We start from the raw sequence: 25,265 nt of genomic DNA on the forward strand, positions 1-25,265 counted from the left end.
ACAGATTATGAAGATTGGAGTTCTGGCGCTCCAGGGCGCTGTTGCAGAGCATTTGAGAAGCATAGAGCTTGCGGGAGCCCAAGGTGTTGCCGTAAAGAAGATAGAGCAGTTGGACGACATTCAAGGACTTATCATTCCTGGTGGCGAAAGTACGACCATCGGAAAGCTCATGCGGAAATACGGATTCATTGATGCGATTCGGCAATTTTCTTCAGAAGGAAAGCCTTTGTTCGGAACTTGTGCAGGGTTAATCGTGCTGGCTAAGACCATTGAGGGCGGTGAGGAGCCGCATCTGGGAGTCATGGATATCCAGGTGTCCCGGAATGCCTTTGGACGTCAGCGGGAGAGCTTTGAAACAGACCTTCCGATGAAGGGGATCGACAATCCGGTGCGCGCTGTGTTTATTCGTGCACCTCTAATTACCGCAGTGGGCGAGAATGTTGAGGTTCTGTCTACTTATAAGGAAGAGATCGTAACGGCACGGCAGGGACATTTACTAGCGACCTCATTCCATCCAGAGCTGACGGATGACTATGCGATGCATAAATATTTTGTAGATATGGTCAAGAGCAGCCAGGCAGCTTCAAAATAATCCTTAGGGATTCATCTGAAGTTTAACTTGCCTTGGAAGTGCTGGCCGAATCTCATTAAGGGGCGGGGAGGAACCGCCTCTTTTGAGGTTTTGGCATAGAGTTGTCTTTAGGAGGGACTACCTAATGTTAGATGTAAAAATATTACGCAACGATTTTAGCCGGGTTGAAGAAGCGCTGAAGGCTCGAGGTAAATCTTTGGACTTAATCGCCGATTTCCCCAAATTGGACGAGAAGCGCCGTGAGCTGCTGCAGGAAAGTGAACAGCTTAAGAATCGTCGCAACGTTGTATCTGGTGAAGTAGCCAAACGTAAGAAGAATAAGGAGAACGCTGACGAGCTGATTGTTGAAATGCGCGAAGTGGGTGACCGTATTAAGGCACTCGATGAAGAAGTGAGACAGCTCGAAGCTCAAATTGATGAGCTGATGCTGGCCATTCCGAATATTCCGAATGAAAGCGTTCCTGTCGGAGCTTCTGAGGAAGATAATGTAGAGATTCGGCGGTGGAGTGAGCCTCGTGAATTCAGCTTCACGCCAAAGCCGCATTGGGATATTGCTACAGAGCTAGGTATTCTGGATTTTGAAGCTGGGGCGAAGGTAACTGGATCGAGATTTACGTTCTACAAAGGACTAGGGGCTCGTCTAGAGCGCGCACTGATTAACTTTATGATGGATCTTCACAGCAATGACCATGGTTATGAAGAGGTGCTGCCGCCTTATATCGTTAACCGTGACAGTCTCTATGGTACAGGTCAGTTGCCTAAGTTTGAAGAGGACCTCTTCAAATTGACGGAAGACGGTTACTATTTGATTCCTACCGCAGAGGTGCCGGTAACGAATTATCACCGGGAAGAGATTCTCGATGCCGACAGCCTTCCTCGTTATTATGTAGCCTACAGCTCTTGTTTCCGGTCAGAAGCCGGTGCGGCTGGACGAGATACACGGGGACTGATTCGCCAGCACCAATTTAACAAGGTAGAGCTCATTAAGCTGGTTCACCCTGAATCATCTTATGAAGAGTTGGAGAAAATGACAACGAATGCAGAACGTGTACTGCAGCTGTTGAAGCTGCCTTACCGCGTACTGGCTCTCTGTACAGGGGATATGGGCTTCACAGCGGCTAAAACCTATGACCTTGAGGTTTGGTTGCCTGAAAGCGGTATGTACCGGGAGATTTCCTCTTGCTCCAACGTAGAGGATTTTCAAGCCCGTCGTGCGAATATCCGATTCCGTCCAGAGCCAAAGGCTAAGCCTGAATTTGTGCACACCCTGAATGGCTCAGGGCTTGCTGTTGGGCGTACCGTTGCTGCCATTTTGGAGAATTATCAACAAGAGGATGGCAGTGTTGTGGTTCCGGAAGTGCTTAGACCTTATATGGGTGGGTTGGAAGTTATTACCTTGAAGAAATAACTTGAAATCACCCTGCGTGTTATGATAAGATCTGTTTGTTACGTTGTATTGATGAACAGCATCTTATCATATGGAGAGATACCGAAGCGGTCATAACGGGGCGGTCTTGAAAACCGTTAGGGTGCAAGCCCACGTGGGTTCGAATCCCACTCTCTCCGCCATACATATTACTGCCAACCGTTGTCCTTAGAGGACAGCGGTTTTTTATTGTGACCAGAACTATCCACACATAGCTGGAGCGTTTTTATCAAAAAATGATACTGACTTAAAATTAGATTCCATCATACAACCAAGAGGAGGACTATGGGATGAGCAAACCAAGAAGTATGCCGGTCCCTGGGGTGCAGCCAAAGCAGGAACGCCGTAAAGGTCAAGGAGGTCCTGAGCCGTTATCGGGTTCTAAGAAGGTTAAGAATCGTAATCATGTGGGTCATCTTAATCCGGAGGGAAGCTAAGTAAGAAACCTATATATAGCCTAAGTAGCCTCGGCAGTTAAGCCGGGGCTTTATCATTTTTTCTTGCGATTTGTAAAGACACACTATCAAAATAGTGTCATAATAGAAATAAGGTTACTACATAATACACAGCTCGTAAGCAGGAATGGGAGATGAATTTATTTATAGAAGGAAGTGATGCCATTGATAAATTTACCGGATCAGTTACCAGCCAAGTTTACACCCCCTAACCCCGCTCCACAACACAACAAACGGACAGCTATAAACATTATGCTCCGCTGTCTATTTATCATTATTGGGGCCGTCATTTACGCGGTTGCCCTTGAGTTATTCCTTGTACCTAATCAGATTACAGACGGAGGCATCACAGGCGTTGCCGTGATTGTAGCCTATTTAAGTGAATGGTCTTTAGGATTGTTCTTATTCCTCTTTAATTTGCCTTTTCTCCTTATCGGATATAAACAAATTGGAAAAACTTTTGCTCTGTCTACCTTGCTTGGTATTGTGGTGATGTCTGTGGTCACGGTACTGCTTCATCATGTAGATGGTGTGGTCAAAGATACGCTGCTCGCCTTTGTGTTCGGTGGTATATTGCTGGGCTTGGGCTCAGGCATCGCCATTCGCTTTGGCGGATCTCTCGATGGGACCGAAATCGTTGCCATTCTCCTTGCGAAGAAGCTTCCCTTCTCTGTGGGAGAAATTATTATGTTTTTTAACCTGTTCATATTGGGAAGCGCAGGTTTTATTTTTGGGTGGGATCAGGCGTTGTTCTCGATTCTTGCGTACTATATCGCATCCAAAGCGATTGATATTACCGTAGATGGATTAAATGAATCTAAATCGGTGTGGATTATCAGCGAACGAATTGACGATATAGGGGATGCTATTATCAACCGTTTGGGCCGGGGGGTAACTTATCTTGCGGGAGAAGGTGGTTTTTCCGGTGATCCTAAGAAGGTAATCTTTTGTGTCATCACCCGTCTGGAAGAGGCTAAGCTTAAAGAAATTGTCAACCAGTTTGATGAAAATGCGTTCTTAGCGGTTGGAAATATACATGATGTAAAAGGTGGGAGATTTAAGAAACGGGCAATCCATTAAATTCATAATTAGGGTTTCTCCTGGAGCTTAAATCGTTTATCATAGATATGTATTGATTTTTTTTTATTTATAAGAGGGAAAAAGGGGAGAAACGAATGAAGAGGAAGTTTTTTAGCATCACGATTATGCTGGTCATGTCTTTGGTACTTGTCCTCTCCGGATGTAGCACCAAGAAGGAATCCAAAGAGGCTCTGCAAAATGCAGCACTTAACGCGTTCAAGATGGATTCCTATGTACTGAATAATCAAATTCAAATTAAAGATTTGTCGCTAAACATTCCTGAAGGCGATACACAGGAAATGCAAAGCGTTGTTCAAATGCTGAAAAATGCACAAATCAACATTACTCAAGTTTACCAAAAGGATCCTATGCAGACAGAAGCTACTTTTGAAGTGAAACTGCAGGGAGATGTATCTACAACGATCTCAATTCCAATCATCTTTACTAAAGAGAAAATGTATGTGAAGGTCCCTAGCATTCCGTTCTACCCGCTTCCAGAATCTGTTGTGGGTAAGTTCCTGGTCCTGGACATGAAGGAACTAGCTGAGCAGGAAGGTACAGAATTCAATCCGGATATGTTCAATATTGACAAGACTCAGAAGCTGGTTGGTGAAATTTCCAAAGCTGCCTTTGAGGAATATGATTCTGGGAAGTACTTTAAGGACATCGACCCTAAGGATGCCAGCCTTCCAGAGGGTGTAGAAGCCAAGCAAGTGGTTCAGTTCTTCATCACCAACGATAATGTAAAAGATGCAATCACGATTCTTGTCAACAAAGTAGCCCCTAAAGTGCTAGACATCCTCAACAAAGAGGAATACCGGAAAATGCTTCAGCTGACTACAGATGATATTGCTGATGCTAAGAAGCAACTATCTGAAGGCGATCAAGCTGAGCTGAGCAAGGGACTGGATGACTTGAAGAAATTCTTAAAAGTCAACACGTTCAATGTGAATACGGCGATTAACAAGGATGAGTTCCCAGTGTACCAGAACCTGAATGGTGACTTGCAATTCAATGATCCTGATTCGGATGAGAACATCAGAATTTCCTTCGAGGCGAAGAGCACTTATACGAAGATTAATGAGAAGCCTGAATTCAAATATGGCATTCCGGCCGATGCTCTCACCATGGAGCAATTTCAAGAAGCAATGAGTTCGGTAGGTATGGAATAATCAAGAGAACAATAATAACCCCCGCGCCTTTGGCGCGGGGGTTGTTTATTGTGCGCCCGGCATGGGCGATAACTCGGCGGTGAAAGTCCGCTACAGGCTTGGCAGTAGGAACTGTTAGCTGAAGGCAAGGGTGTCCGCCGCGAGGCGGAATCTGAAGGAAGCCGGAGGCAAACCCTCGGTCTGACGAACAGAAATCACATAGAAGGCATCATGGGACGGACGAGCTTGCACTACAAAGCAAAGTCCAATACTGCCCGAATCCCATGGTGTAAATGTGGCAGATAGATGAGGGGAAGGTTATCGCTCTTACCCGGGGAGGTCTCACAGACGACAAGTAGGAAAAAAAAAAACCGAAAGACGGAGTAAAGCTTGCTGTGAGAAGTCAGCAGAGGCCATAGTACCCGGAAGGTTTTTTTTTCGGGGAAGGGCCGAACAATCGTAAGTCTCGAGTACATACCGAAAGGAGAGCTGACGCGATGAAAGCAGAATACCGAAAGGGCTACCTGCAAAGGGATAGCGTGGAACGCGAAGAGCATGCGGGAGTGCGGAGCGCCGGTACTCGGGAACGTAAAGAAAGAGGCGGTGCAACAGACCTGCTGGAGCAGATTCTGGACAGAGACAATCTGAACAGAGCCTACAAACAGGTCAAACGCAACCATGGAGCGCCAGGAATCGACGGAATGACCGTAGAAGACGCGCTACCCTGGCTGCAGGAACATAGAGACGAGCTGTTGCAAAAGATCCGGGAAGGCAGATACAAGCCCAGCCCAGTACGGCGCAAGGAAATTCCCAAAGCAGATGGAAGCGGAGTACGGAAGCTTGGCATACCCACGGTCGTAGACCGAGTGATTCAGCAGGCAGTCGCCCAGCAGCTCCAGCCCCTGTTCGAGCCGCTCTTCTCGGAGGGAAGCTATGGCTACCGCCCCGGTCGGAGCGCACAACAGGCCATTCGCAAGGTGAAAGACTATGCAGAACAGGGATACGGCTACGCAGTAGAAATCGACCTCTCCAAATACTTCGACACGCTGAATCATGAGCTGCTTATGCATCTTTTGCGCAAACAAATTCAGGACAGACGCGTAACCGAACTGATTAAGAGATACCTGAAAAGTGGGGTTATGGAGAACGGGGTGCACTGCAAAACAGAAGAAGGCTCCCCTCAGGGAGGCCCCCTGTCGCCGCTTCTGGCGAACATCTACCTGAACGAATTTGACCAAGAGATGAAAGGCCGCGGAGTGAACGTCATCCGCTATGCGGACGATATTGTGGTGCTTGCCAAAAGCAAACGGGCAGCGGTGCGGCTACTGGAATCCTGCGGAAAGTACCTGGAGACCAAACTGAGACTCCAGATCAATACGCAGAAAAGTAAGGTCGGTAGCGTAGTGGCTCGAAAGCACTTCAAATTTCTCGGCTTTGCCCTGGGAAAGAACAAGAACGGCATGTATATCCGTGCCCATGGACAATCCCTCGCAAAAGCGAAGAAGAAGTTGAAAGAACTCACAAGTCGCAGCCAGGGCAGAAATGTTCGCCAAGTCATGGAAAAGGTAAAAGTCTACATTCGGGGATGGATTGGTTACTACTATGTGGCCGACATGAAACGGATCCTGCAAAGCTGGAGCGAATGGTTGCGAAGACGACTGCGGATGTACATCTGGAAACAGTGGAAAAAGCCGCGAACAAAAGTACAAAACCTGCGGAAGCTGGGGATACCGGAATGGCAGGCTTACCAGTGGGGCAATTCCCGTCTCGGGTACTGGCGCATCGCCGGAAGTCCAGTGTTGTCTCGTTCCATAACAAACAAAAAGCTCGTACAGGCAGGATATTATGACTTTCCTGCGCAATACGAGCGTTTACGTAAATTGCACTTATGCGGTTGAACCGCCGTATACCGAACGGTACGTACGGTGGTGTGAGAGGTCGGCTACTCATCTAATGAATAGCCTCCTACTCGATTGCCACGAAGCTTACGGAAGAATTGGGTAAGCAGCGAAGCGCATTCCTCTTGCAAAATGCCGGATACAACTTGGGTTCTGTGGTTAAAGCGGGGCTCTTGCAGCAAATTCATTAGAGTTCCGGCACAGCCTGCCTTCGGATCGGCCGTTCCGTAAATGACTTCCGGAATTCTGCACTGCACGATAGCTCCTGCACACATAGGGCAAGGCTCCAGCGTAACATATAACCTGCAATCAAGCAGCCTCCAGGCGCCAATGCGGTCACAGGCTTCACGTATAGCAATCATCTCAGCATGAGCGGTACCGTCATGAGCGGTCTCCCTTAAGTTATGGCCACGCCCTACGATTTCATTGCCGCGTACGATAACTGCACCAATAGGCACTTCTCCTATGGCTTCTGCTTTACGGGCCTCCTCTATGGCCTGCTGCATCCAATAAGTATGGGAATCCTCTTCAAATAGAACCTCGACTGAATTTGTATTTAATGTCATATGGCTTTAAAGCCCTCCTTTTATCCACCACTGTCCAACGAACAGGCATTCGTTTGTTAACATGTTGTGCGCAAATTTGTGCATAACTACCCCCATATCCACAGCTTTATACACAGTTGAGGATAATAGTTTGTGTACTTGTGCCCAACCTGTGAATAACTTTGTGAATTACTCCAGTAAAAAAGGTAGTTTTGTTCATAACTTTTTTCTGATGGCCTTTTTTACTCATTGTATGGGATAGAAACTAGGAAGATCAACATCTATGCAAACTGTGTCGATAAATGTATCATTAAGGTAGAAATTGTGCCATTTATAACCAGGTGCATGGAGTTGAAAAGGTGTGTCCATATCTATAAAGTATAAGCTCACGATTATAATGTCCTTATCCGTTTTTGCGATATTAATTTTGAATCTAATCCTCAGTTTTATTTCCAGTGAGGCTAATCTGCGCCGGGACAGTGAGTCTAAGTTTATGCTGACTGCTCAGCAGATTGCGGCCGCTATTGATCAAAGCCGGTATAGTTCAGATTATGTGGAACGGCAAATTGCCCAGAAGCTTAGAACGGCAGCGCTGATTGCTGCGGATAAGCTCGGGCCTGATATTGAGCAGATTGAGACCAGTGATTTAGCTGAGCTGAGCCGGTTGACAGGAGTTAGCGGGTTCTCCCTTATGGTCCAGAGACAGGATGATATTGTTGTCACCAAATCTACGGATCCAAAGGAGATTGGGATATCCACAAAAAACTGGGGATACTGGTATAAGGCACTGAAGCAGCTGTTTGCACGCCAGTCGGTAGAAGTTCAGCAAGGACAGTCCTTTAAAGACTTCTGGTCGGGGCCGTTTGACATATCCTTCTCGAATCCGAACAATATCGATAAGTGGGGATATTACCAAGATGGGAAGCGGAATTATCTGATCAATCCCTTCATCCGATCTTCCGATATTGAAGAATATCACCAGGCTATGAGCCCTGAGGGAATTCTGCAGAAGACAATGGAGGTTAATTCAGGGATTGTGGAAATTACCGGGATTAATCCTGATCAATTTATTCTTCATTATGATTCCTCATTAGGAAAGCGCTTTGGCAATCAGTTTGGAGCAAGAAATAGGCCGAAGCCGCTGCTCTTTGGAACCTATCAGATGCCTGGAGACCAGACCGTAAAGCTGACACAGGAAGCATTGGAGAAGAAACAAACCTTAATTAACAATATGACCTATAATGGAAAGCGATATATTGAGAGCTTTGTCCCAATTACTAAAATCGGCAAGGAGCCCTATGTCATTCGCATGCTCTCCAACGATGTGACGCTCTCGACTGTTCTCTGGAGCCAGCTTCGCAGCCAGGTGATAGTATCGCTAGTGTTGTTTATAATCGTAGTTCTCGTATGTTACTTCTTTGCGTGCAGGATGATCCGCCCTATTCAGGATATTCTAGTTAAGGTAAATGATATGGCAAACGGTCAACTTGATGCCCGGCTGCAGGTGCGGCGCAGGGATGAGCTGGGACTGCTTGCAGAGCGCATTAATGTCATGGCTTGCAATTTAGGAGGGTATACAGAGAAGCTGCGCCAAAAGAATGAGGAGAACCGCTTTATGAGAGAGCATCTGGAATCTGTAATTAACCAAACGGCAGATGCTATACAACTAACTGATCTGGAGGGGCGCACGCTTCGGATCAATAAAGCCTTTGAACAGCTGTTTGGATGGGAGGCCTCAGAGGTTGTTGGGAGCCGACTTCAATTCATCCCACCAGAATTGCAGGCGGAATGGGATTTCCGGGATAGCCAACTGCACAGCGGACACCAGCTAGGTGCTGCGGAGACCAGGAGACGCTGTAAGGATGGTACTGAGATTGAAGTCAGTATCAGCCAGTCGCCGATTGTGGATGAACAAGGACAAATTACTTCATTCATCTCCATTTATCGGGATATGACAGAGCATAATAAAATGGAGGAGCTGCTCCGCAGGTCAGAGAAGCTGACCACGGTGGGCCAGCTTGCAGCAGGGGTTGCCCATGAAATCCGAAACCCGCTCACGACCCTGCGTGGCTTTCTCCAGCTTCAACAGAGCAGTGGGAAGGTGAGTCCGCAGCATACGGATCTGATGCTGTCCGAGCTTGACCGCATTAATATGATTGTGAGTGAGTTTTTAATTTTGGCTAAACCACAAGCCACCCATTTTCAAATAAAAGATATAAGATATATTATGGGCGATGTGATTTCGCTTCTGGACAGCATGGCCCATATGTATGGCATTCAGTTCCTAACCGACTTTGCTAAAGAGCCCCTCTATGTACATTGTGAGGAGAATCAGCTCAAGCAAGTATTTATTAACCTGCTCAAGAATGCGGTCGAGGCTATGCCTCAAGGGGGCATGATCGGCTTGGAGATAAAAGCGGAAGAGGATCAAGTTAAGGTATGGATTGTCGATGAAGGGGAAGGAGTTCCTAAAGAGATGCTGTCTAAGCTGGGTGAGCCCTTCTTCACAAGCAAGGAGCATGGCACAGGGCTTGGATTGATGGTCAGCCAGCGGATCATTGAGGTGCACAAGGGCACTTTGGTGATAGACAGCGTAGTAGGCTGGGGAACACTTGTTACGATCTCCTTGCCGAAGATTCAGCCAGAAGAAGCACAGCAACCGGTATAGGAGAGGATGATATAAAGTGCGTATCAATAAGTGGATCAGCGAGACAGGGTATTGCTCGCGCAGAGAGGCGGATAAGCTCGTACAAGCGGGCAAGGTGACGATTAATGGCCAGGTCGCCGAGCTTGGGAGCCAGGCCGAGGATGGAGATGACGTCCGAATTGAAGGGCGTCCACTGGCAGCCAAAAGCAAACATGTTTATATTGCGCTGAACAAGCCTGTAGGTATTACTAGCACAACAGAGGGCCATATTAAGGGCAATATTGTAGACTTTGTAGGTCACCCGGAGCGAATCTTCCCGATCGGAAGATTGGACAAGGATTCGGAAGGCTTAATCCTCATGACAAATGATGGGGACATCGTTAACAAGATCCTAAGGGCAGAAGGCAAGCATGAGAAGGAGTATATTGTTACAGTCAATAAGCCTATCACGCCCCGTTTTGTACAAGCTATGTCGGAAGGGGTTCGCATCCTCGGAGAAATGACACTGCCCTGCAAAGTTACGCGTATCAGCGATAACGTTTTTCGTATTATTCTGACAGAGGGCAAGAATCGGCAAATCCGCAGAATGTGCGCTTCACTTGGCTATGAGGTAAGACGTCTACAGCGAATCCGAGTGATGAATATTCACTTAGGCGCCCTAAAGCGGGGGGCTTGGCGTGATCTTACGCCGGAGGAGAAGGAGGAGCTCGGTAGGCAGCTGAATTATAAGCTTTGAGATATTAGATTAAATACGAGGAAAAAAAGCCTCTGCATTGGATGCAATCCTGCGATCCATCTTGCAGAGGCTTTACTGTAGAGAAAATACTCATGGGGTTACAGAGATTTTTGCTTCCCCATCCTGATACTTCCGGATGATGGATATCTCAACCCGACGATTCTTCGCTCGTCCGTCATTCGTATCGTTAGATGCTACTGGATGATACTCTCCATAGCCGATCGGGCTGAACATCTTAGGCTGCAGCTTGTCATTCAGCAGGAGAATCTCCATGAAGTTACGGGCACGGGCAAAGCTAAGGTCCCAGTTGGAAGCATACTCATTGTTGTCAATCGGAACATTATCGGTGTGACCCGATACCAAGATTTCATAATCCGGGAACTGGGTCAGCATACCGGAGATGGACTTGGCGAGAATGCGGGCCTCAGGCTTCACTGCAGCTTTACCTGAAGGGAACAAGGCTTTATCGCTGATGGTGATCATCAGCTGGGACTGGTTCAGCTTCGTGCTGAGCTGAGAAGTTAGTCCGTTATCTTTAATATATTTATCCAGCTGCCTTTTGAGCTTCTCCAAGTCTTCCTGCTCACGGCGCATCAGCTCATTCTTCTTCTTCTGTGCACTGGTCACTTCGAGCGTCTCAGTCGGCTTGACCGTTGTCTGTCCATCTATGGAACTATTGTCGAGCACTCCGACGCCGCCGTTGAAGGCTGAGCTGAAGGCCTCGCTCATCTCTTCGAATTTCTTGGCATCCAGTGTGCTCATTCCATAGAGAACGATGAAAAGTGCGAGCAGCAGGGTCATCAAGTCAGAATAAGGAAGCAGCCAGCTCTCGTCATTGTGCTCTTCATGATGTTCGTGTTTATTCTTTTTGCTCACCGCTGCCACCTTCCTTAGCCTGGAGTTTAGCGCGTTCTGCCGGTGTCAGGAAGACAGTCAGTTTTTGTTGGATAGCGATCGTGGAGATCCCCGATTGAATGGACAGTAATCCTTCGACCATCATCAGGCGAACTTCCATTTCACGCTTGGACATCCGTTTGAGCTTGTTAGAGATAGGATGCCATAGGACATAACCAGTAAAGATACCAAGCAGGGTGGCAATAAAGGCTGCTGCGATCGCATGGGACAGCTTCTCCATATCACTCATATCGGCAAGGGCGGCAATCAGACCGATTACAGCACCGAGTACCCCGAGTGTAGGTGCATACATCCCAGCTTGGGAAAAGACTAGTGCGCCCGCTCTGTGGCGCTCTTCGGTTGCAGCAATGTCCTCAGCAAGAACGTCGCTGACGAATTCCTGATCATTACCGTCAATAATCATCCGCATGCCGCTGCGCAGGAAGGCGTCATCAATCTCTTCGACCTTGCTCTCAAGGGCGAGAAGTCCTTCGCGGCGGGTAATGGAGGCCCACTCCATAAACAGCGTGATAACCTCTTCCTTGCTGATCATTTTCTTCGGGAAGAGGAGAGCTTTAAAGATGCTGGGGAGACGTTTCATTTCGGACATTGGGAAAGCAACAAACAGAGATGCGAGAGTACCAACGAGAATAATAACATAGGCCGCCGGGTTGTTAACCAGGTTGATAATCGGTGCGCCCTTGAGGAACATCCCTAGTACCAGGGCAATCAAGCCTAGGGCAATACCGATCAGTGTTGAAATTTCCATGAATACACCTCATCCGTGAGATAAAATTGATTCCTTTCGGACCTTCCGGCATCCTTCCGGGAAGGTAGAAAAAAGCATGTTATCTTTTTTATCGACAGAATTCACTTTTTTTTTAAGTGGTTTTTTCCGGTATAATAAAAGCAAGCGGTTTAATTATGATAAAAATAAGGAGGCTGACCTCTTGGGTGTAAAACATGGCAGGGATTATGCGCTGATCTTGGCAGACCTGACGGATGCGATGAGTGCAATTCCGGACAGCTACGTCTTTTTTGAAATGGAAGAATCGGATTGGACAAGTCTGTCGGGGGAGGAGCGGCACGAGGTAAGAGAAGCCTTAGCCGAGGATCTATTCTTTGCTCTAGGCAGTGAGCCTGTAATTTCCGTAGGCAGTGCTGTGGTGATCTATGACGGGGAAGGACACCGAATCAATGTGCTGGTAGGTGAGGAAGAGTTGACTTCGGTTAAGCTGATCTAGAGCGCTGGACTTACCCTGGTTTCTGGATTTACCTAAGAGCCCATGGTAATATAGGTGGGATACGGGGAAGCAATAGGAATGCTGTTATCCCCACTTGTACCAGCTTATCAAACAGCTGAAACGTGCAAAAATGACCGATGTTTTCATATATGAGGAGGAAGCAGTAATGCCATTTACACCGGAAGAAGTGATTACGCATTTAGAGAATTTGGAGGGCTGGGAGCTGGAGGAAGGGCGCTGGATTGTCCGGAAATACACCTTCTCGAACTATATGAAGGGCATCGCCTTCGTGGATGAAGTGGCGGCAATCTCAGAAGCGTTCAATCACCACCCGTTCATCACAATCGACTATAAGACAGTGACGCTTCGATTAACTTCTTGGGAAGAGGGCGGCATTACCGCGGTGGATATAAAGGAAGCACAGCAATATAATGAAGCCTTCGAGAAGATGCGTTCGGCTGAATAACTGCAGAAGGATCGTTCGCTCTGAGAAGAGGAGGCTTCGTGTTATATGAAGGATAACGCTGGTTTACCTAAGGAGAAGATTGGACGTTCTCCGAGAGTTGTCGTTGTGGGGAGCCTGAACTTAGATATGGTGACCCAAATGGAAAAGGTCCCGGCAGCGGGAGAGACGGTGATGGGAGAACAGCTTCATCTATTGCCTGGAGGCAAAGGAGCTAATCAGGCGGTGGCGGCTGCCAGGCTGGGAGCTTCGGTATCCGTGGTGGGCATGGTTGGTGAGGATGAATTTGGGCACCGTCTGCTTGATGAGTTGGCGAAGTCCGGGGTGGACAACTCCAGTGTTCAGAGGCTGCCCGAGGTTCGGACAGGCGTAGCTTCGATCTGGCTGGATGGGGAGGACAATCGCATTGTCGTGGTCCCCGGCGCCAATGCCCACCTGACCGCAGAGCGGATTGAGGCGCTGGAGGTACAGGCGCTTCTGCGCGAAGCGGATGTGGTGCTGCTCCAGCTGGAGATCCCGCTGGCTGCGGCTCAGCGCGCAGCCGAGACCGCGGCCCAGGCCGGCGCGGTCGTCGTGCTGAACCCGGCCCCGGTTCCGGCCGGGGGCATCCCTGCGGCGCTGCTCAGCACAGCCAGCGCCATCACCCCGAACCGCAGCGAGCTGGCGGTTCTGAGCGGGTGCGCTGCCGCAGAGCAGGCAGCGCTGGGCCGCGCGATGGCCGAGCTGGCTGAGACGGCGGGAGCCGCCGTCGTCACCACGCTCGGCGCGCAGGGCGCGGCCTATGTTGGCGCACCGGAACCGGATGCGCCTGCGGGTGAGCCGGCTATTGCAGCGGCTCATCGGGTCCGCGCCGTCGATACGACCGGCGCGGGGGACTGTTTCAGCGCCGCGCTTGCGGTGGCGCTGGGGGAGGGCGCAGCGTTAGCTGACGCCGTGCAGTTTGCGCTCGCGGCTTCAGCCTTGGCCGTGACGAAGCTCGGCGCCCAGGAAGGCATGCCAACCCGAGCCGAGGTGGAGGCCTTCCAGGCCGCTGCCCAAGCATAATATATGCAAAAACGCCAGGATTACAGGCAGGAGCCGTGTCCCTGGCGTTCTTTTGTATTACGCTAGTCTTTTAACACCATACAGTAGAAAGGCTTTGGCCCGTCAGGGGTCTGGCGCTCATAGAGGTCGGTAATAGTGAAGCCGGCCTTCTGATAAGCACGAATGGCTCGGTTGTTCCAGGTCAGCACCTCCAGGTCAATTTCATGATCTGGGTTTCTTTGGCGTGCGCCGTCGGCAATGGCCCGGACAAAGGCCTCTCCCTGTCCGTGACCGCACAGATCGGGTCTCATGCCGATACCAAGCCGGGTAACGCCCTGCATGGGGAAGTACTGGGCAAATCCGCACAAGTTGTCATCCTGGTCGAGGACAGATACATATTGTTCTCGGCGCAGCAGGGGATCGCCAAATTCAACCTCAAGGGCCTTCATCTGCTCCCAGGGAAGCCAGCCGTATATATTGTAAGGAGGCTCATATACCCAGGAGCAAATAATCTCTGCATGAGCTTCCTCCATCGAAGCGATGTGGAATGGAGGGGGAGAGTTTTTCATAGGGCGTTCCTCCTTTTTACAGTGAAAGACTTAAGACCTTAAGAACAATGTACCCGATTGGGCTGGTTGAATGCAAAATGGCGTGCTAAGCAAAATTTTATAAGATGGGCGATAGATGTTTCAGGATCGGACCAAGGGGTATAAAAGCGGTAGGAAGATCATAGAAGTTGGTTTAGGACCAATGAAGTATATTGTAAAAAAATTTTTTGGAACCTTTTGCCTGGTTGCTGCGTTATAACATGTAGGATGGCAAAAAAAAGACCGCAAGTCGATTCCGGCAAGAATCGCCCGCGGTCATGCATAGGCAATGCGGTTATGTCAGCTTTGACCTTTGTGCGGAAGGTTAAAGCTCTGTTGCAAACAAACGATAAGTATACTTGCTCAAAATGCGTTTAGCTCCAACGTAACGGTTTTGATAATAGCTGTTGCTTAATTTGTCGATGTGGATGCCTTTAGAGGAAGAGGCATGCGCAAACTTTCCATTTCCAACGTAAATACCAACATGAGATACACCGTTACCTAAGGTGTTGAAGAAGACCAAATCTCCTTCTTTCAGTTGGCTCTTAGCTACACTGGTTCCCTGTTTGAACTGTGCTTTCGATTGACGCGCCAGTGTTACGCCCATTTTCTTGAACACATATTTGGTAAATCCGGAACAGTCAAAGCCTTTGACGGTGGTTCCACCCATTTTGTAGGGCGTTCCATATACCGAATTTACGACTTTGTCCAAGTTGGAGTCAGCGAAGGCATTACCTGTACCCATGGTGAACAGAATAGTCAAGCTCATCGCCGCTGCTGTCAGTGTCTTTCTCAAGATGTCAAACTCCTTCCAAGGCCTGCGAGGTTAGCTTGAGGATTCGGTTGAAGGTTCCCTATGACCCTCTGTAATCGAGGTCAATTCACCCATAACTGGTTCCCCCGTTTCCCAGGTGCTTGGGAATTCGGCTGGTTATTGTTAGTGCACCTGTGGTTGAAATAGCCTTTACCCCAAGGGGTAAGGGTTATTTGTTCATTCGAATCTAGTGGATTCGAATCTTAGGTTGGAAGAACGCAATACCTTTCCGGGGAACTCGCGTTTCCTCATTCCGACGTACGACCAATGATTACAAAGTTGTTACCATTTACTTGATCATTGTAACAAATGGGTTAGGCTTTGGCAAGTTTTGCTCTCACTTTTTTTGGGAAAACGGCTAAATCTGCGGTTTATTGCCTTTGGGGAGGGGTAATAGATGGTACGATGTAGAAATAGAAAAAAACCCGCAGAATCGATTCCGGCAAGAATCGCTGCGGGCTCAGCACAGGAGGTTTTCTTATTCTACATCGTCGTTGTCTTGGGACTCGTCGGCGACGGATTCGAAAACATCATTGCTCATAATGCGTTTAGCTCCAACGTAACGTTTGACGTAATAGCTGTCGCTCAAATTGCTAACGGTAACTCCTTTAGAGGAAGAGGCATGGGCAAACTTTCCGTCGCCGACATATACCCCAACGTGGGAGATCCCTTTGCCTGAGGTGTTGAAGAACACTAAGTCTCCAGCAATCAGTTCACTTTTGTCTATTGCCGTACCCATCTTGAACTGGGATCCAGATTGGTGAGGAAGCTTGATGCCGAGCTTATTGAACACATATCTTGTAAATCCGGAGCAATCAAATCCACTTGTAGTAGTTCCGCCAGATTTATAAGGTGTGCCAATAGCCGAATCGACAACAGAGTCCAATTTGGTATCAGCAAAAGCGCTTCCAGTTCCTAAGGTAAACATAATGGCAAAACTTACAGCTGCTGCGGTCAACTTCTTCTTCAAACTGACGTAAACTCCTTCCAACGCCTGCGAGGTTAGCTTAAGGATTCGGTTGAAGGTTCCCTATGATCCCTCTCTTGCGAGATCAATTCACCCAAAACGGTTCCCCCGCTTCCCGGATGCTCGGGAATTAGGCTTTCTTATATATTTTGCATCTAAAAGTAGATATTCGACATATCTGTCGAAATTCCTGCTAAATTATTAAAAAAGAATTACAAAGTTGTTACTTTACTTTCATTGGTGTTATTGTAACAAACACAGGTATCTTTTGGCAACGAGTAATTGCGAGATTTTGAGTGATGAGAGCATCAAAAAGACCTCCGTCGTCAGGCGGAGGCCTTATCAGACCTGGGAAGTACAAGATGGTCCGACTATTTGATTAATTTTTTTGATAACTTTTTTTCCAGAGATGATATTGCGAGGATACCGACCAGATACGGAAGAAACTGCGAATAAATGGATAGGATTGCTGCAGGATTAGTCCAATAAGGCCCGTCCAGATCCAGGCGGCTGTGCTGAACATGCCTGCGGCCAGAAGGGCAGCAGCGCCGAGGATACAGGATACGGCAAGCACAGCCGGCAGTTTGCGAACATATTGCATGAGAGAAGGGGCAATCCCTGTTTGCGAGAGCCATCCGAATGTGACATAGAGCAGGCCTTGCTTGACGAGATAACTCCAAATCCCGAGACTGGCCAGAATGACGCCAAACTTGAGCATTGCGCCGGTCGTGCCTTGCAGAAGTCCCGGAAGCAGGCTGTAAAGCTCAGGCAGAAGCCAAATAGACGGGATTAATATTAAGAGCAGTTCTATAGCATAGAGGATGGCTACAGGCTTCCAGCATTTGCGCATTCCTTGGAAGAACAGCCAGCCGGCCCCCTCCTCATCTGCCTCGCCCAATAATCCGTTATATATGCCGGCCCTGATGAGAGGAGTAAGTATCAAGCGGAAGAGGAACATGCCTGCAATAAGGCCGAGCACCAGCTTCACGTCCGAGCTGGTCTGCAGCTCATGTTGGCCTTCTATAAGGTACAGGAGGCGGCTAAGCTGTCCAACCTCTGATTCAGGGTAGCGCCTTAGGGCCGGAGCAATTACGGAGTCTACAATCCGGTATAGGAATACTCCCCAAAGCAGCTGGTACAGAAATAAGAGGATTGCAACCGCAATTTGTCTCTTCGCGCTGCCCAGACCTTGTTTTATATAATGCATGTTTGTCACCTCACCAGGATAGCGATCCAAGCAGCGCTTCGAGCAGCTTGGTGACGCTTAAGTTTAGGCGTGAACGAATTACGGGATCAACCTCTGCCTTGAGGTAGTTGTTCATATGCTTGTTCTCCAGCACCAGGGTGTAAGCCGGGTCAACCATGGCCCAAGCCAGTGGCTCCTTGTAGCTGAACTTGAACCGGGTCAGGGCTGTCTTGGCATCCCACGTCTTGCGTTCTGTATGTCCATCCTTGAAGACAAAGACAAGAGGAACCTCGTGAGCGATGCCGCTCTTACGGCTGACATCGACCCAGGATTCATAACCGGTCCCGTTCTTGCCCGGGTGAATCGTGATATCCTGAATGGCGTAATCGGGCATATGTCCGCCATATACATATTGATTGAAGTAATTCTTCCAGGATTGCCCCGTTGTCTTTTCGACCACCTTTTGAAAATCGGAGGTAGCGGGGTGCTTAAAACGATATTTGGCGCTATATGCAGCCATCACTTTAGCCATCTTTTTACTGCCCAGCTGGCGTTCTAAGTCCTTCAGAAGCAGCTTGCCCCTCGTGTAGGCGTTTTGCGCGTAAACCTCAGCAGAGCCATATTTCCAGGCCGATAATTGGAGAGGCATCGGCGAAGTCACAAGGCTGGATTGGATAGGAAGATTGGAGACTATGCCATATTCCTGCTCCATGAGCTTGTCTTCAGCGTAGGAGGCAAAGCCCTCATCAAGCCAAGGCTCCTCAAATTCATTGCTGGCAATGATGCCATAGAAATATTGATGGGCGATTTCATGGATCACGGTTCGCTCTAGATCGTAGCCGGGAGATTCACTGCTTGCCCCGAAGGCAGTCACGAGCGTAGGGTATTCCATACCTCCTGCTCCATTGCCATCCTTCGGGGGAACGACGATGGATAATGTGGAGTAGGGATAGCTCCCAAACCACTTGCTGTAGGCGGAGAGTGCAGCCTTGGCTGCATAGAAATAGCGTTCCTTCAGGTCCTTATGAGCAGGGTCAAGATACAGCTTGATCCGCACACCGGGGACCTGAGCTGAGGAGAAGGGCTCCTCTGCATAGACGAAGTGAGGTGAAGCTGACCAGGCGAAGTCATGGACATCATCAGCGTAGAACTGATAGGTTTTTCGGTCATTCTTTATGATCGCTGACTTGGTAGGGAACCCGGTAGCAGCCACTATATAATCAGCCGGGACGTTGATCCGTACACTGAATATACCGAAGTCGGAATAAAATTCAGAGGTACCATGATATTGATGGAGATTCCAGCCTTCGGCCGAGCGATTTCGGATCCCCGCTGGTTCATAGACGCTCATCTTAGGGAACCATTGTCCGGCCATCACGAAGTCTCCGGCTGTTCCCATACGGGCAAATACCTTGGGCAGTTGAACCTCAAAATTAATTTGAAGCGTCAGCTCCTCCCCTCCCTTCACCGGGCGAGGCAGCCTGACCTTGACTAAGGTCTTGTCCGTCACATTCCCGTCATCCGGCTGAACATACTGAACGCGATGAAGCAGAGAAATTCCATCCGTGGTTCGTATGTCCTTCAGCTTCATGCTCCCCCAGCCATCCTTGGGCATCGAGTCTCCTCTAAGCTTGCCGCCGGATTCCTTCATAAATGTGCTGTTCTCTGACTCGAATGCATTTGGATATAAGTGAAGATAAATTTCGTTGACCGTTTTCTGTCCCGGATGTGTCCAGGTGAGGGTCTGTGAACCGGTCAAGGTTCGCTTTTGGGCGTCCAGGCTGACATCAATGTGATATTCCGTTACCCGATGGCTAAGCACCTCCGCACTAGGCTGCTGGACGCTTTCCTTAGGGCTCGGGTTCGCAGCCTTGGTGACAGGGGGCTTGCCCTTTTCTGGAGCAAGCGAAAGGAAAGCTTGCTGTGCTGGGTCCCTGATTGCAAGAATCGCGCCTGCAAGCAGCAGTAGAGCGGCTGCGGCTAAAATTTTTTTTTTGTGCTTTGGTGCAGTCATACCCTTCATACCTCCCGTTGACAAGCATCTACAGCATGTATATGTTTGCATTTGGAAGATTATTAGCTAAAATAAAATTAAGGTACAAAGGCGTGCATGAAAGCGCGCTGGATGTGGAGGGACTCATGGATAATAACCAACCGAAAGCAGGCAAGAAGCCGCTAGCGTTAAATATTGTAAGCAGTAACGAGAAAAGCAAGCATAAGGGATTCGGAGCCGGTTCGATTGACCTGAACAACGTATCTCCAGTCATTATTGATGGCGGTGAAGCGAAGATTGATATCGGAGCTATGCATGCCAAGAGTAAGGTAGAACGTGGAATTAAATTCTCGGCGAACCGGGAGGATGTTCCGGCAGGCCGACAGGTTTGGGTTGTATGGGTGGCTGTGGACCGGACACCAGAAGGACAATTCTATGGTGGGGCCACGGCTTGCGAGATGTGGATTGATACGGAGAATAAACGCGGATGGAAGATCCTAGCCGACCATGTAAACAAGCTGGACTATGCGCTGAAGCGGCGGATTATGCTGGATGAGCTAGGGCCAGAGGATAAGGCGGCGCTGAAGCAGCTGCTCGTCTCGCATAATGCAGATTGGTGGGCGCGCTCTTCAGATGAATTGAAGGCGGTGCTGGAAGGGTAACTTGATTTGAATTTACACCCATTCCCAAGAGAATAGGTACAACGCAAAGCAGCCTCCTTATGCAGATCATTATGATCTGTTATAAGGAGGCTGCTTGCATTTATAAAGTGGTGAATTAGAATGGCAGCTCCATTGTTAACGTCTGTCCGTTCTTTTGACCTTCGAGTCCCCAGTTAAACTTGAGGGTCTTCCCCGAACGACCGGCATAAGTCAAGCGATATCTGTAATAATCTGGGGTCTGCTTTTCAATCTTCGTAGCGGTCTCCTTGTCAAATAACTGCTTGTAAAGTACGGAGGACTCCCCTGTGGCCCGGTTAACCAGCATGAGATCACCTGTGCGATGCTGGCGGATGAGCAGAAACTCAGCTTCAAGGGTCTCTACACTGTAGACATCCTTGGTGGTACCGGCAATCCGGTCAAGGTTAAAGCTCTCCACTACCTGGCCCTGCGGGGTAACCAGCTCCATACGATGACCGGTGTTCATGACAATGTTGCCTTTATAAGAAGCCGCGTTAGGGTAAATGTACCCGTAGAAGTCAGGGTTCATCCCTGCGGCTTCCAAGGACATTTGGGCTTGCTTGACGATCTTTCCTTTATAAAGGATTACCCGTATCCATTCGTCGTGGATATGAGGCTCACCATAGGAATTGTTTATATCCAGGACATAGGTTTCGCCACCGGCATTGCGGATTTTCATATCCATCCAGTCAAGTTCCCTGGAACTAATGGTGCCGCTGCGGACAGGCAGCTGTCCGCTTGTGCCGGAATAAAGCACGTCGGCCGACTTGTTCAGCCAGAATAGCTTGTTGCCCAGGCTGTTCATCGTATATTTTTTCTCATAGGGTAAGGTTACAAATTCCTTGGTCTTCCATTTTACAGGAATGGAGAACGCTTTGCTGAAGAGGGCCTCTGGAACATAGGTCACTCCACTCTTCACCAGGGGGGCTGCATTTAGGGTCAGCCGTTTAGTTCCTTTTATCATGATGACAGGTTTACCCGGGGTTAGTTCGGCATATTGGGTAATCCCGGTAATTTCAGTCTTGCGCGTTTGGGTATTCCATTTAACTTGAAGGTCCAGAAGTTCAGCGACGTCCTTGAGAGGTAGATATGTAACTCCTGCTTTCTTAAAAGGGGTATGTCCTAAGCCCGCTTCAAATGAAGCCTTCTGCTTGTTAGCGGCTTCTGCGGCAGGTGCAGGGGTAATAGATGTTCCAACAAGTGGTATAGCGATGAGAAGAGCAGCAGCAGTGCAGATTATCGTCTTATGCAGTTTATTCATAATAGAAAAAACCTCCTTCATGTTATTTAACGTAAGAAGGAGGGGAAATGTTCCATATGTGGGATTTCGTAAGTTAAATAATTTTTTTACGCAGCCAGCCGGAGATGAGGTCTGTCAAGGTGACAAGGATAATAATGCCGTACAGTATAATCGCTACTCTGCTCCAGTTCCGGGAATCCAGAGCAAAGATCAGCGGGGTGCCAATGCCTCCGGCGCCAACCAGTCCAAGCGTGGTGGCCGAACGGATATTGATTTCGAAGCGATAGATAGAGTAAGAAAGGAAGGCTGGGACGATCTGCGGAATGACGGCATAGCGAAGAATCTGCAGACGATTCGCTCCGCAGGCGATCATGGCTTCCTCCGGACCGCGATCAATGCCTTCTATCGTCTCCGAGAACAGCTTGGCCAGCATCCCGATAGAGTGAATCCCCAAGGCGAGTACCCCGGCGAAGGCACCGGGGCCGACAGCCTTGATGAACAGAATGGCTACAATAATCTCCGGGAACACCCGGATGATGCTAAGTACAATTTTGCCTGGCACAGAGATAACCCGTGTGCGGCTCATATTGGCAGATGCCCAGAAGGCAAAGGGAATGCACAGCACCGCGGAAATGACGGTACCCAAGATCGAGATGCTGAGCGTGTCGAGCAGTCCGCGCAGCAGGTCTTCACCGTCCGGTAAGTAAATATAGGACCAGTCCGGATGAAGGAATCCGTTCAGGATGGCTGCAGAGACGGTCTTGGCCATTTCCTGAAAGCCCTCAAAGCGGATTCCACTGAAGGCCCACCAATAGATAAGTATGAGAGCCAATGCGATCAAGCTAAAGCGGATGCGTGACCACGGGCTTTTCTTAAGTGTTGTTGTATTCATAGCAGTTTCCTCCGAATTCGGCTGCTTCCATAATCAATGAGCAGAACAATAGCTAAGGTGAGTAGGATAATAATCGCTGACCGGTCATAGCGTAATTGACCGAGTGAACGGTTCAGCAGGAGACCGATCCCTCCGGCTCCAACCAGCCCAAGAACGGAGGCCGCTCTAACGTTGACCTCGAAGGTGTACAGGACAAATGAAATGAACTGCCCCATCACCTGAGGGACTACCCCATATCTGATCCATTGAAGCTTATTGGCCCCGACAGCGGTCATGGCTTCCAGCGGCCCTGGATCAATCGCCTCAACCGCCTCGTAGGTCAGCTTGGCGATCATGCCGAAGGAGAAGAAGATGAGCGCAAGCACACCTGCAAAGGGGCCGATGCCAAGCACCGCCACAAAAATAGAGGCGAAGAGCAGATCGGGAATCGTTCGCACCAGATTTAAGATGAAGCGAAATATACCGGCGACCCAGCGGTTCGGAATGACATTATAGGCTGACAGCAAGGACACAGGGACAGCCAGTATAGCCCCGAAGGTGGTGCCGATAATTGCAATTTGAACCGTCTCCATCATCGGCTTCCAGATCTTATCGAGGTACTTCCAATCTGGCGGGAACATCTGAGCGAGCAGATCGCCCATTTGCGGCAGGCCGACAACGAGCTGGTACGGCGTTACACCGCTGCGCCATGAACAAAGCAGTACAACAATGATTCCAAACAGCCAGATGCTGTAGCGTTTGTAGCGGTTGGGAGCGTCAGGAATGGAGCTCGGCGTTCTCTTCCCAAGCGGTGCCTCGGCCCTCATTGTACACCTCCGAGCACCTCGTCCGAGCGGATAGCCCGTCCGTAAATCTCGGCAAATTTCTCATCAGTTGCTTCCTCTACAGGACCATCAAACACCACTTCCCCAGCACGAAGCCCGATAATGCGGGTCGCATAGTCCCGGGCAAGGTCGATAAAGTGCAGGTTCACTACGGTTGTAATTTTGAGCTCCCGGTTAATCCGCTTCAGGTCGTTCATGACCTGACGGGTAGTCAGCGGGTCAAGCGAAGCAACCGGTTCGTCGGCCAGAATAATTTTGGCCTCCTGAGCGAGCGCCCGGGCGATGACAACTCGCTGTTGCTGGCCGCCGGACAGCTCATCCGCACGGGAATAGGCCTTCTCTTGAATATTCACCCGCTGCAGGGCGCTTAGCGCAAGGTCGGTGTCTTCCTTGGGGAACCAGCCCAGCAGGGAGCGGAGGGTAGAGTGATAGGCTACCCGGCCGGAGAGGACATTTTTTAGGACGGAGACGCGCTTTACTAGATTGAAGCTTTGAAAGATCATCCCGATATTGCGGCGGATTAGCCGCAGCTGCGAGCCTGACGCCTTGGTGATGGACTCGCCATTGATGCGGATCTCACCTTCGGTAATATCATGCAGGCGGTTGATAGAGCGCAGAAAGGTGGACTTTCCGGCCCCGGACAGACCGACAATGACGACAAATTCTCCTTCTTCAATGGTCAGGTTTATATTTTTGAGTCCGGTTGTTCCGTTCGGGTAAGTTTTCGTGACATTTACGAATTCGATCATAGCTAACCAACTCTCTATAGAATGAAATTAAAACAACACCGCCATGGCATCTCTCCATGGACGGTGTCGCAGTTGACGATAGTACGTGAAGTCCTACAAAGCCGCACGAGGCTTGAATAAGATTAGTTGCCTTCTACCAGCTTGGCATATTCGCGAACCGGTTCAAAGTTCTTGTCGTCGCCTGGCGTGTAACCGGCATGCGTGTAAATATCCTTGATGATTTGGCCGCCCTCGGGATCTTTTACAATATCCATAAAGGCTTGCTGAATCTTGGTTCTCCATTCATTATCCATGTCGCTGCGTACGGTAACGGTATCGTTCGGGATGCCTACGGTGTAGTGCAGGATCCGAGTCTTCTCAAATACGTCTGGAACATCCTTCTTTACATTGTTGCGAGCGTCTTGGAATACGGCTACAGCGTCAACTTGTCCGTTGAGCAGGGCCATAATTGCCGCGTCATGTCCCTTGATGGTCACGCCCTGAACATCTGTGTCAGGGTCCACGCCGGCTTTTTTCATCTCAGCAGCAGGGAACACATAGCCTGCAGAGGACGTTACGTCCTGCCAGCCCATTTTCTTGCCTTTGAGGTCTTCAAGCTTTTTAATAGGAGAATCCTTCATGACTACGATTTCCGCTTTATAAAAGTCAACTAGTTCTTCTGTGGGTTCACCAGTTTCATCTTTGACCCCGTAGCGTTGGGCTTGAAGGAGGAGATCGCCGGCTTTCTTGTTATCATGCACTTGGACATAAGCGTTCGGAGGCAGGAAGCCAATATCAATTTGCTTGGAAGCCATAGCTTCTACAATAGTGTTGTAATCAGTAGACACCGATACGGTTACCGGAATGCCCAGCTTGTCCTGAAGCAGTGTAGCCAGAGGCTTCGTCTTCGCTTCAAGCGTCTCTGCATTCTGTGATGGAACGAACTGCACACGCAGCTCTTTAGGCACAAAGCCTGTAGAAGTATCTGCAGCAGGGGTCTCGGTCTTCGTTCCGTTCCCTGTGTTTGCTGCATTCTTATTGTCAGCTGAATTTGAACTGTTGGAACCGCAGGCAGTAATGCTTGCCGCTACAGCAAAAGTCATACATAAGGCCAAAAATTTTTTTCTAAACAAAATGGATTTCCCCCTAGCAAAATTTTGCGGGAAGGCTTGATGGTTAAGCCCGCAAGGAAAAGTGTAC

The 25,265-nt window shown here is 49.1% G+C and carries 25 protein-coding genes, 1 tRNA gene and 2 riboswitches; of the genes, 13 read left to right on the forward strand and 13 right to left on the reverse strand.

The window, feature by feature from the left end:
* The first annotated feature begins 7 nt into the window (after window positions 1-7).
* The 7 genes from pdxT to ltrA all read left to right on the forward strand — a co-directional run bounded on the left by pdxT (window position 8) and on the right by ltrA (window position 6,602).
* Window positions 8-592: a pyridoxal 5'-phosphate synthase glutaminase subunit PdxT gene (gene pdxT / locus DCC85_RS00405; protein WP_108463795.1), complete on the forward strand. Its 585-nt coding sequence runs from the start codon at window positions 8-10 to the stop codon at window positions 590-592.
* A 124-nt stretch (window positions 593-716) separates the two neighbouring features.
* Window positions 717-2,000: a serine--tRNA ligase gene (serS, locus tag DCC85_RS00410; protein WP_108463796.1), complete on the forward strand. Its 1,284-nt coding sequence runs from the start codon at window positions 717-719 to the stop codon at window positions 1,998-2,000.
* A gap of 72 nt (window positions 2,001-2,072) precedes the next feature.
* Window positions 2,073-2,161 (forward strand) — tRNA-Ser (locus DCC85_RS00415).
* 147 nt (window positions 2,162-2,308) lie between these two features.
* Window positions 2,309-2,455, forward strand: a complete 147-nt coding sequence (locus DCC85_RS00420) for a small acid-soluble spore protein P (protein ID WP_108463797.1) — start codon at window positions 2,309-2,311, stop codon at window positions 2,453-2,455.
* Between the two features lie 177 nt (window positions 2,456-2,632).
* Window positions 2,633-3,553, forward strand: a complete 921-nt coding sequence (locus tag DCC85_RS00425; protein ID WP_108463798.1) for a YitT family protein — start codon at window positions 2,633-2,635, stop codon at window positions 3,551-3,553.
* Between the two features lie 95 nt (window positions 3,554-3,648).
* Window positions 3,649-4,725, forward strand: a complete 1,077-nt coding sequence (locus tag DCC85_RS00430) for a putative periplasmic lipoprotein (protein WP_108463799.1) — start codon at window positions 3,649-3,651, stop codon at window positions 4,723-4,725.
* 476 nt (window positions 4,726-5,201) lie between these two features.
* Window positions 5,202-6,602 (forward strand): group II intron reverse transcriptase/maturase, encoded by a 1,401-nt coding sequence (ltrA, locus tag DCC85_RS00435; RefSeq protein ID WP_108463800.1) that lies wholly within the window; start codon window positions 5,202-5,204, stop codon window positions 6,600-6,602.
* A gap of 44 nt (window positions 6,603-6,646) precedes the next feature.
* Here the strand turns inward: ltrA and tadA are convergent, their stop codons facing one another.
* Window positions 6,647-7,168, reverse strand: coding sequence for a tRNA adenosine(34) deaminase TadA (gene tadA, locus DCC85_RS00440; protein ID WP_108463801.1), 522 nt, complete (start codon window positions 7,166-7,168; stop codon window positions 6,647-6,649).
* Window positions 7,169-7,544: 376 nt separating this feature from the next.
* Here tadA and DCC85_RS00445 point away from each other — a divergent pair, with 376 nt between their 5' ends.
* The gene (locus DCC85_RS00445; RefSeq protein ID WP_234414285.1) at window positions 7,545-9,815 is read left to right on the forward strand and encodes an ATP-binding protein; all 2,271 of its coding nucleotides are present in this window, start codon (window positions 7,545-7,547) and stop codon (window positions 9,813-9,815) included.
* Window positions 9,816-9,831: 16 nt separating this feature from the next.
* On the forward strand, window positions 9,832-10,530 hold the full coding sequence (locus DCC85_RS00450; protein ID WP_108463802.1) for a pseudouridine synthase: 699 nt from the start codon (window positions 9,832-9,834) through the stop codon (window positions 10,528-10,530).
* 90 nt (window positions 10,531-10,620) lie between these two features.
* Here DCC85_RS00450 and motB read toward each other — a convergent pair whose 3' ends face one another.
* Together motB and motA are read right to left on the reverse strand one after the other, a co-directional pair.
* The gene (gene motB, locus DCC85_RS00455; RefSeq protein ID WP_108463803.1) at window positions 10,621-11,406 is read right to left on the reverse strand and encodes a flagellar motor protein MotB; all 786 of its coding nucleotides are present in this window, start codon (window positions 11,404-11,406) and stop codon (window positions 10,621-10,623) included.
* Window positions 11,390-12,193, reverse strand: a complete 804-nt coding sequence (motA, locus tag DCC85_RS00460) for a flagellar motor stator protein MotA (protein WP_108463804.1) — start codon at window positions 12,191-12,193, stop codon at window positions 11,390-11,392. Before motA ends, motB begins: the two co-directional genes overlap by 17 nt.
* Window positions 12,194-12,374: 181 nt before the next feature.
* On the opposite strand from motA, the gene DCC85_RS00465 reads away from it, so the two are divergent.
* From DCC85_RS00465 to rbsK, 3 genes are all read left to right on the forward strand, one after another.
* Complete coding sequence (locus DCC85_RS00465; protein ID WP_108463805.1) at window positions 12,375-12,668, forward strand: hypothetical protein; 294 nt, start codon at window positions 12,375-12,377, stop codon at window positions 12,666-12,668.
* A 166-nt stretch (window positions 12,669-12,834) separates the two neighbouring features.
* Entirely contained in the window at window positions 12,835-13,134 is a 300-nt protein-coding gene (locus DCC85_RS00470) for a 4a-hydroxytetrahydrobiopterin dehydratase (RefSeq protein ID WP_108467646.1), read from the forward strand.
* Between the two features lie 45 nt (window positions 13,135-13,179).
* On the forward strand, window positions 13,180-14,175 hold the full coding sequence (gene rbsK / locus DCC85_RS00475) for a ribokinase (RefSeq protein ID WP_108463806.1): 996 nt from the start codon (window positions 13,180-13,182) through the stop codon (window positions 14,173-14,175).
* Window positions 14,176-14,237: 62 nt separating this feature from the next.
* Here the strand turns inward: rbsK and DCC85_RS00480 are convergent, their stop codons facing one another.
* The 5 genes from DCC85_RS00480 to DCC85_RS00500 form a co-directional block, all read right to left on the reverse strand.
* Complete coding sequence (locus tag DCC85_RS00480; RefSeq protein ID WP_108463807.1) at window positions 14,238-14,723, reverse strand: GNAT family N-acetyltransferase; 486 nt, start codon at window positions 14,721-14,723, stop codon at window positions 14,238-14,240.
* Between the two features lie 343 nt (window positions 14,724-15,066).
* On the reverse strand, window positions 15,067-15,537 hold the full coding sequence (locus tag DCC85_RS00485; RefSeq protein ID WP_108463808.1) for a C40 family peptidase: 471 nt from the start codon (window positions 15,535-15,537) through the stop codon (window positions 15,067-15,069).
* Window positions 15,538-15,541: 4 nt separating this feature from the next.
* A riboswitch (cyclic di-AMP (ydaO/yuaA leader) is annotated at window positions 15,542-15,680 on the reverse strand.
* Between the two features lie 353 nt (window positions 15,681-16,033).
* Window positions 16,034-16,525 (reverse strand): C40 family peptidase, encoded by a 492-nt coding sequence (locus tag DCC85_RS00490; protein WP_108463809.1) that lies wholly within the window; start codon window positions 16,523-16,525, stop codon window positions 16,034-16,036.
* A 6-nt stretch (window positions 16,526-16,531) separates the two neighbouring features.
* Window positions 16,532-16,669: riboswitch (cyclic di-AMP (ydaO/yuaA leader) on the reverse strand.
* Between the two features lie 232 nt (window positions 16,670-16,901).
* The gene (locus DCC85_RS00495) at window positions 16,902-17,729 is read right to left on the reverse strand and encodes a hypothetical protein (protein ID WP_108463810.1); all 828 of its coding nucleotides are present in this window, start codon (window positions 17,727-17,729) and stop codon (window positions 16,902-16,904) included.
* 10 nt (window positions 17,730-17,739) lie between these two features.
* On the reverse strand, window positions 17,740-19,722 hold the full coding sequence (locus tag DCC85_RS00500; protein WP_108463811.1) for a M1 family metallopeptidase: 1,983 nt from the start codon (window positions 19,720-19,722) through the stop codon (window positions 17,740-17,742).
* 125 nt (window positions 19,723-19,847) lie between these two features.
* Between DCC85_RS00500 and DCC85_RS00505 the strand changes: the two genes are divergently transcribed.
* Window positions 19,848-20,363, forward strand: coding sequence for a YwhD family protein (locus DCC85_RS00505; RefSeq protein ID WP_108463812.1), 516 nt, complete (start codon window positions 19,848-19,850; stop codon window positions 20,361-20,363).
* 115 nt (window positions 20,364-20,478) lie between these two features.
* Here the strand turns inward: DCC85_RS00505 and DCC85_RS00510 are convergent, their stop codons facing one another.
* The 5 genes from DCC85_RS00510 to DCC85_RS00530 form a co-directional block, all read right to left on the reverse strand.
* On the reverse strand, window positions 20,479-21,642 hold the full coding sequence (locus DCC85_RS00510; RefSeq protein WP_159081726.1) for a copper amine oxidase N-terminal domain-containing protein: 1,164 nt from the start codon (window positions 21,640-21,642) through the stop codon (window positions 20,479-20,481).
* 73 nt (window positions 21,643-21,715) lie between these two features.
* Window positions 21,716-22,513 (reverse strand): phosphonate ABC transporter, permease protein PhnE, encoded by a 798-nt coding sequence (gene phnE, locus DCC85_RS00515; RefSeq protein WP_108463814.1) that lies wholly within the window; start codon window positions 22,511-22,513, stop codon window positions 21,716-21,718.
* Window positions 22,510-23,319 carry a phosphonate ABC transporter, permease protein PhnE gene (phnE, locus tag DCC85_RS00520; protein WP_108463815.1) on the reverse strand — a complete coding sequence of 270 codons (810 nt, stop codon included), beginning with the start codon at window positions 23,317-23,319 and terminating at the stop codon, window positions 22,510-22,512. Before phnE (DCC85_RS00520) ends, phnE (DCC85_RS00515) begins: the two co-directional genes overlap by 4 nt.
* Window positions 23,316-24,086, reverse strand: coding sequence for a phosphonate ABC transporter ATP-binding protein (gene phnC, locus DCC85_RS00525; protein WP_108463816.1), 771 nt, complete (start codon window positions 24,084-24,086; stop codon window positions 23,316-23,318). The genes phnE (DCC85_RS00520) and phnC overlap by 4 nt, the downstream gene beginning before the upstream one ends.
* A gap of 122 nt (window positions 24,087-24,208) precedes the next feature.
* The gene (locus DCC85_RS00530; RefSeq protein WP_325048397.1) at window positions 24,209-25,198 is read right to left on the reverse strand and encodes a phosphate/phosphite/phosphonate ABC transporter substrate-binding protein; all 990 of its coding nucleotides are present in this window, start codon (window positions 25,196-25,198) and stop codon (window positions 24,209-24,211) included.
* Between the last annotated feature and the right edge of the window lie 67 nt (window positions 25,199-25,265).

Source organism: Paenibacillus sp. CAA11 (genome assembly GCF_003060825.1).
Taxonomy (GTDB): domain Bacteria; phylum Bacillota; class Bacilli; order Paenibacillales; family Paenibacillaceae; genus Fontibacillus.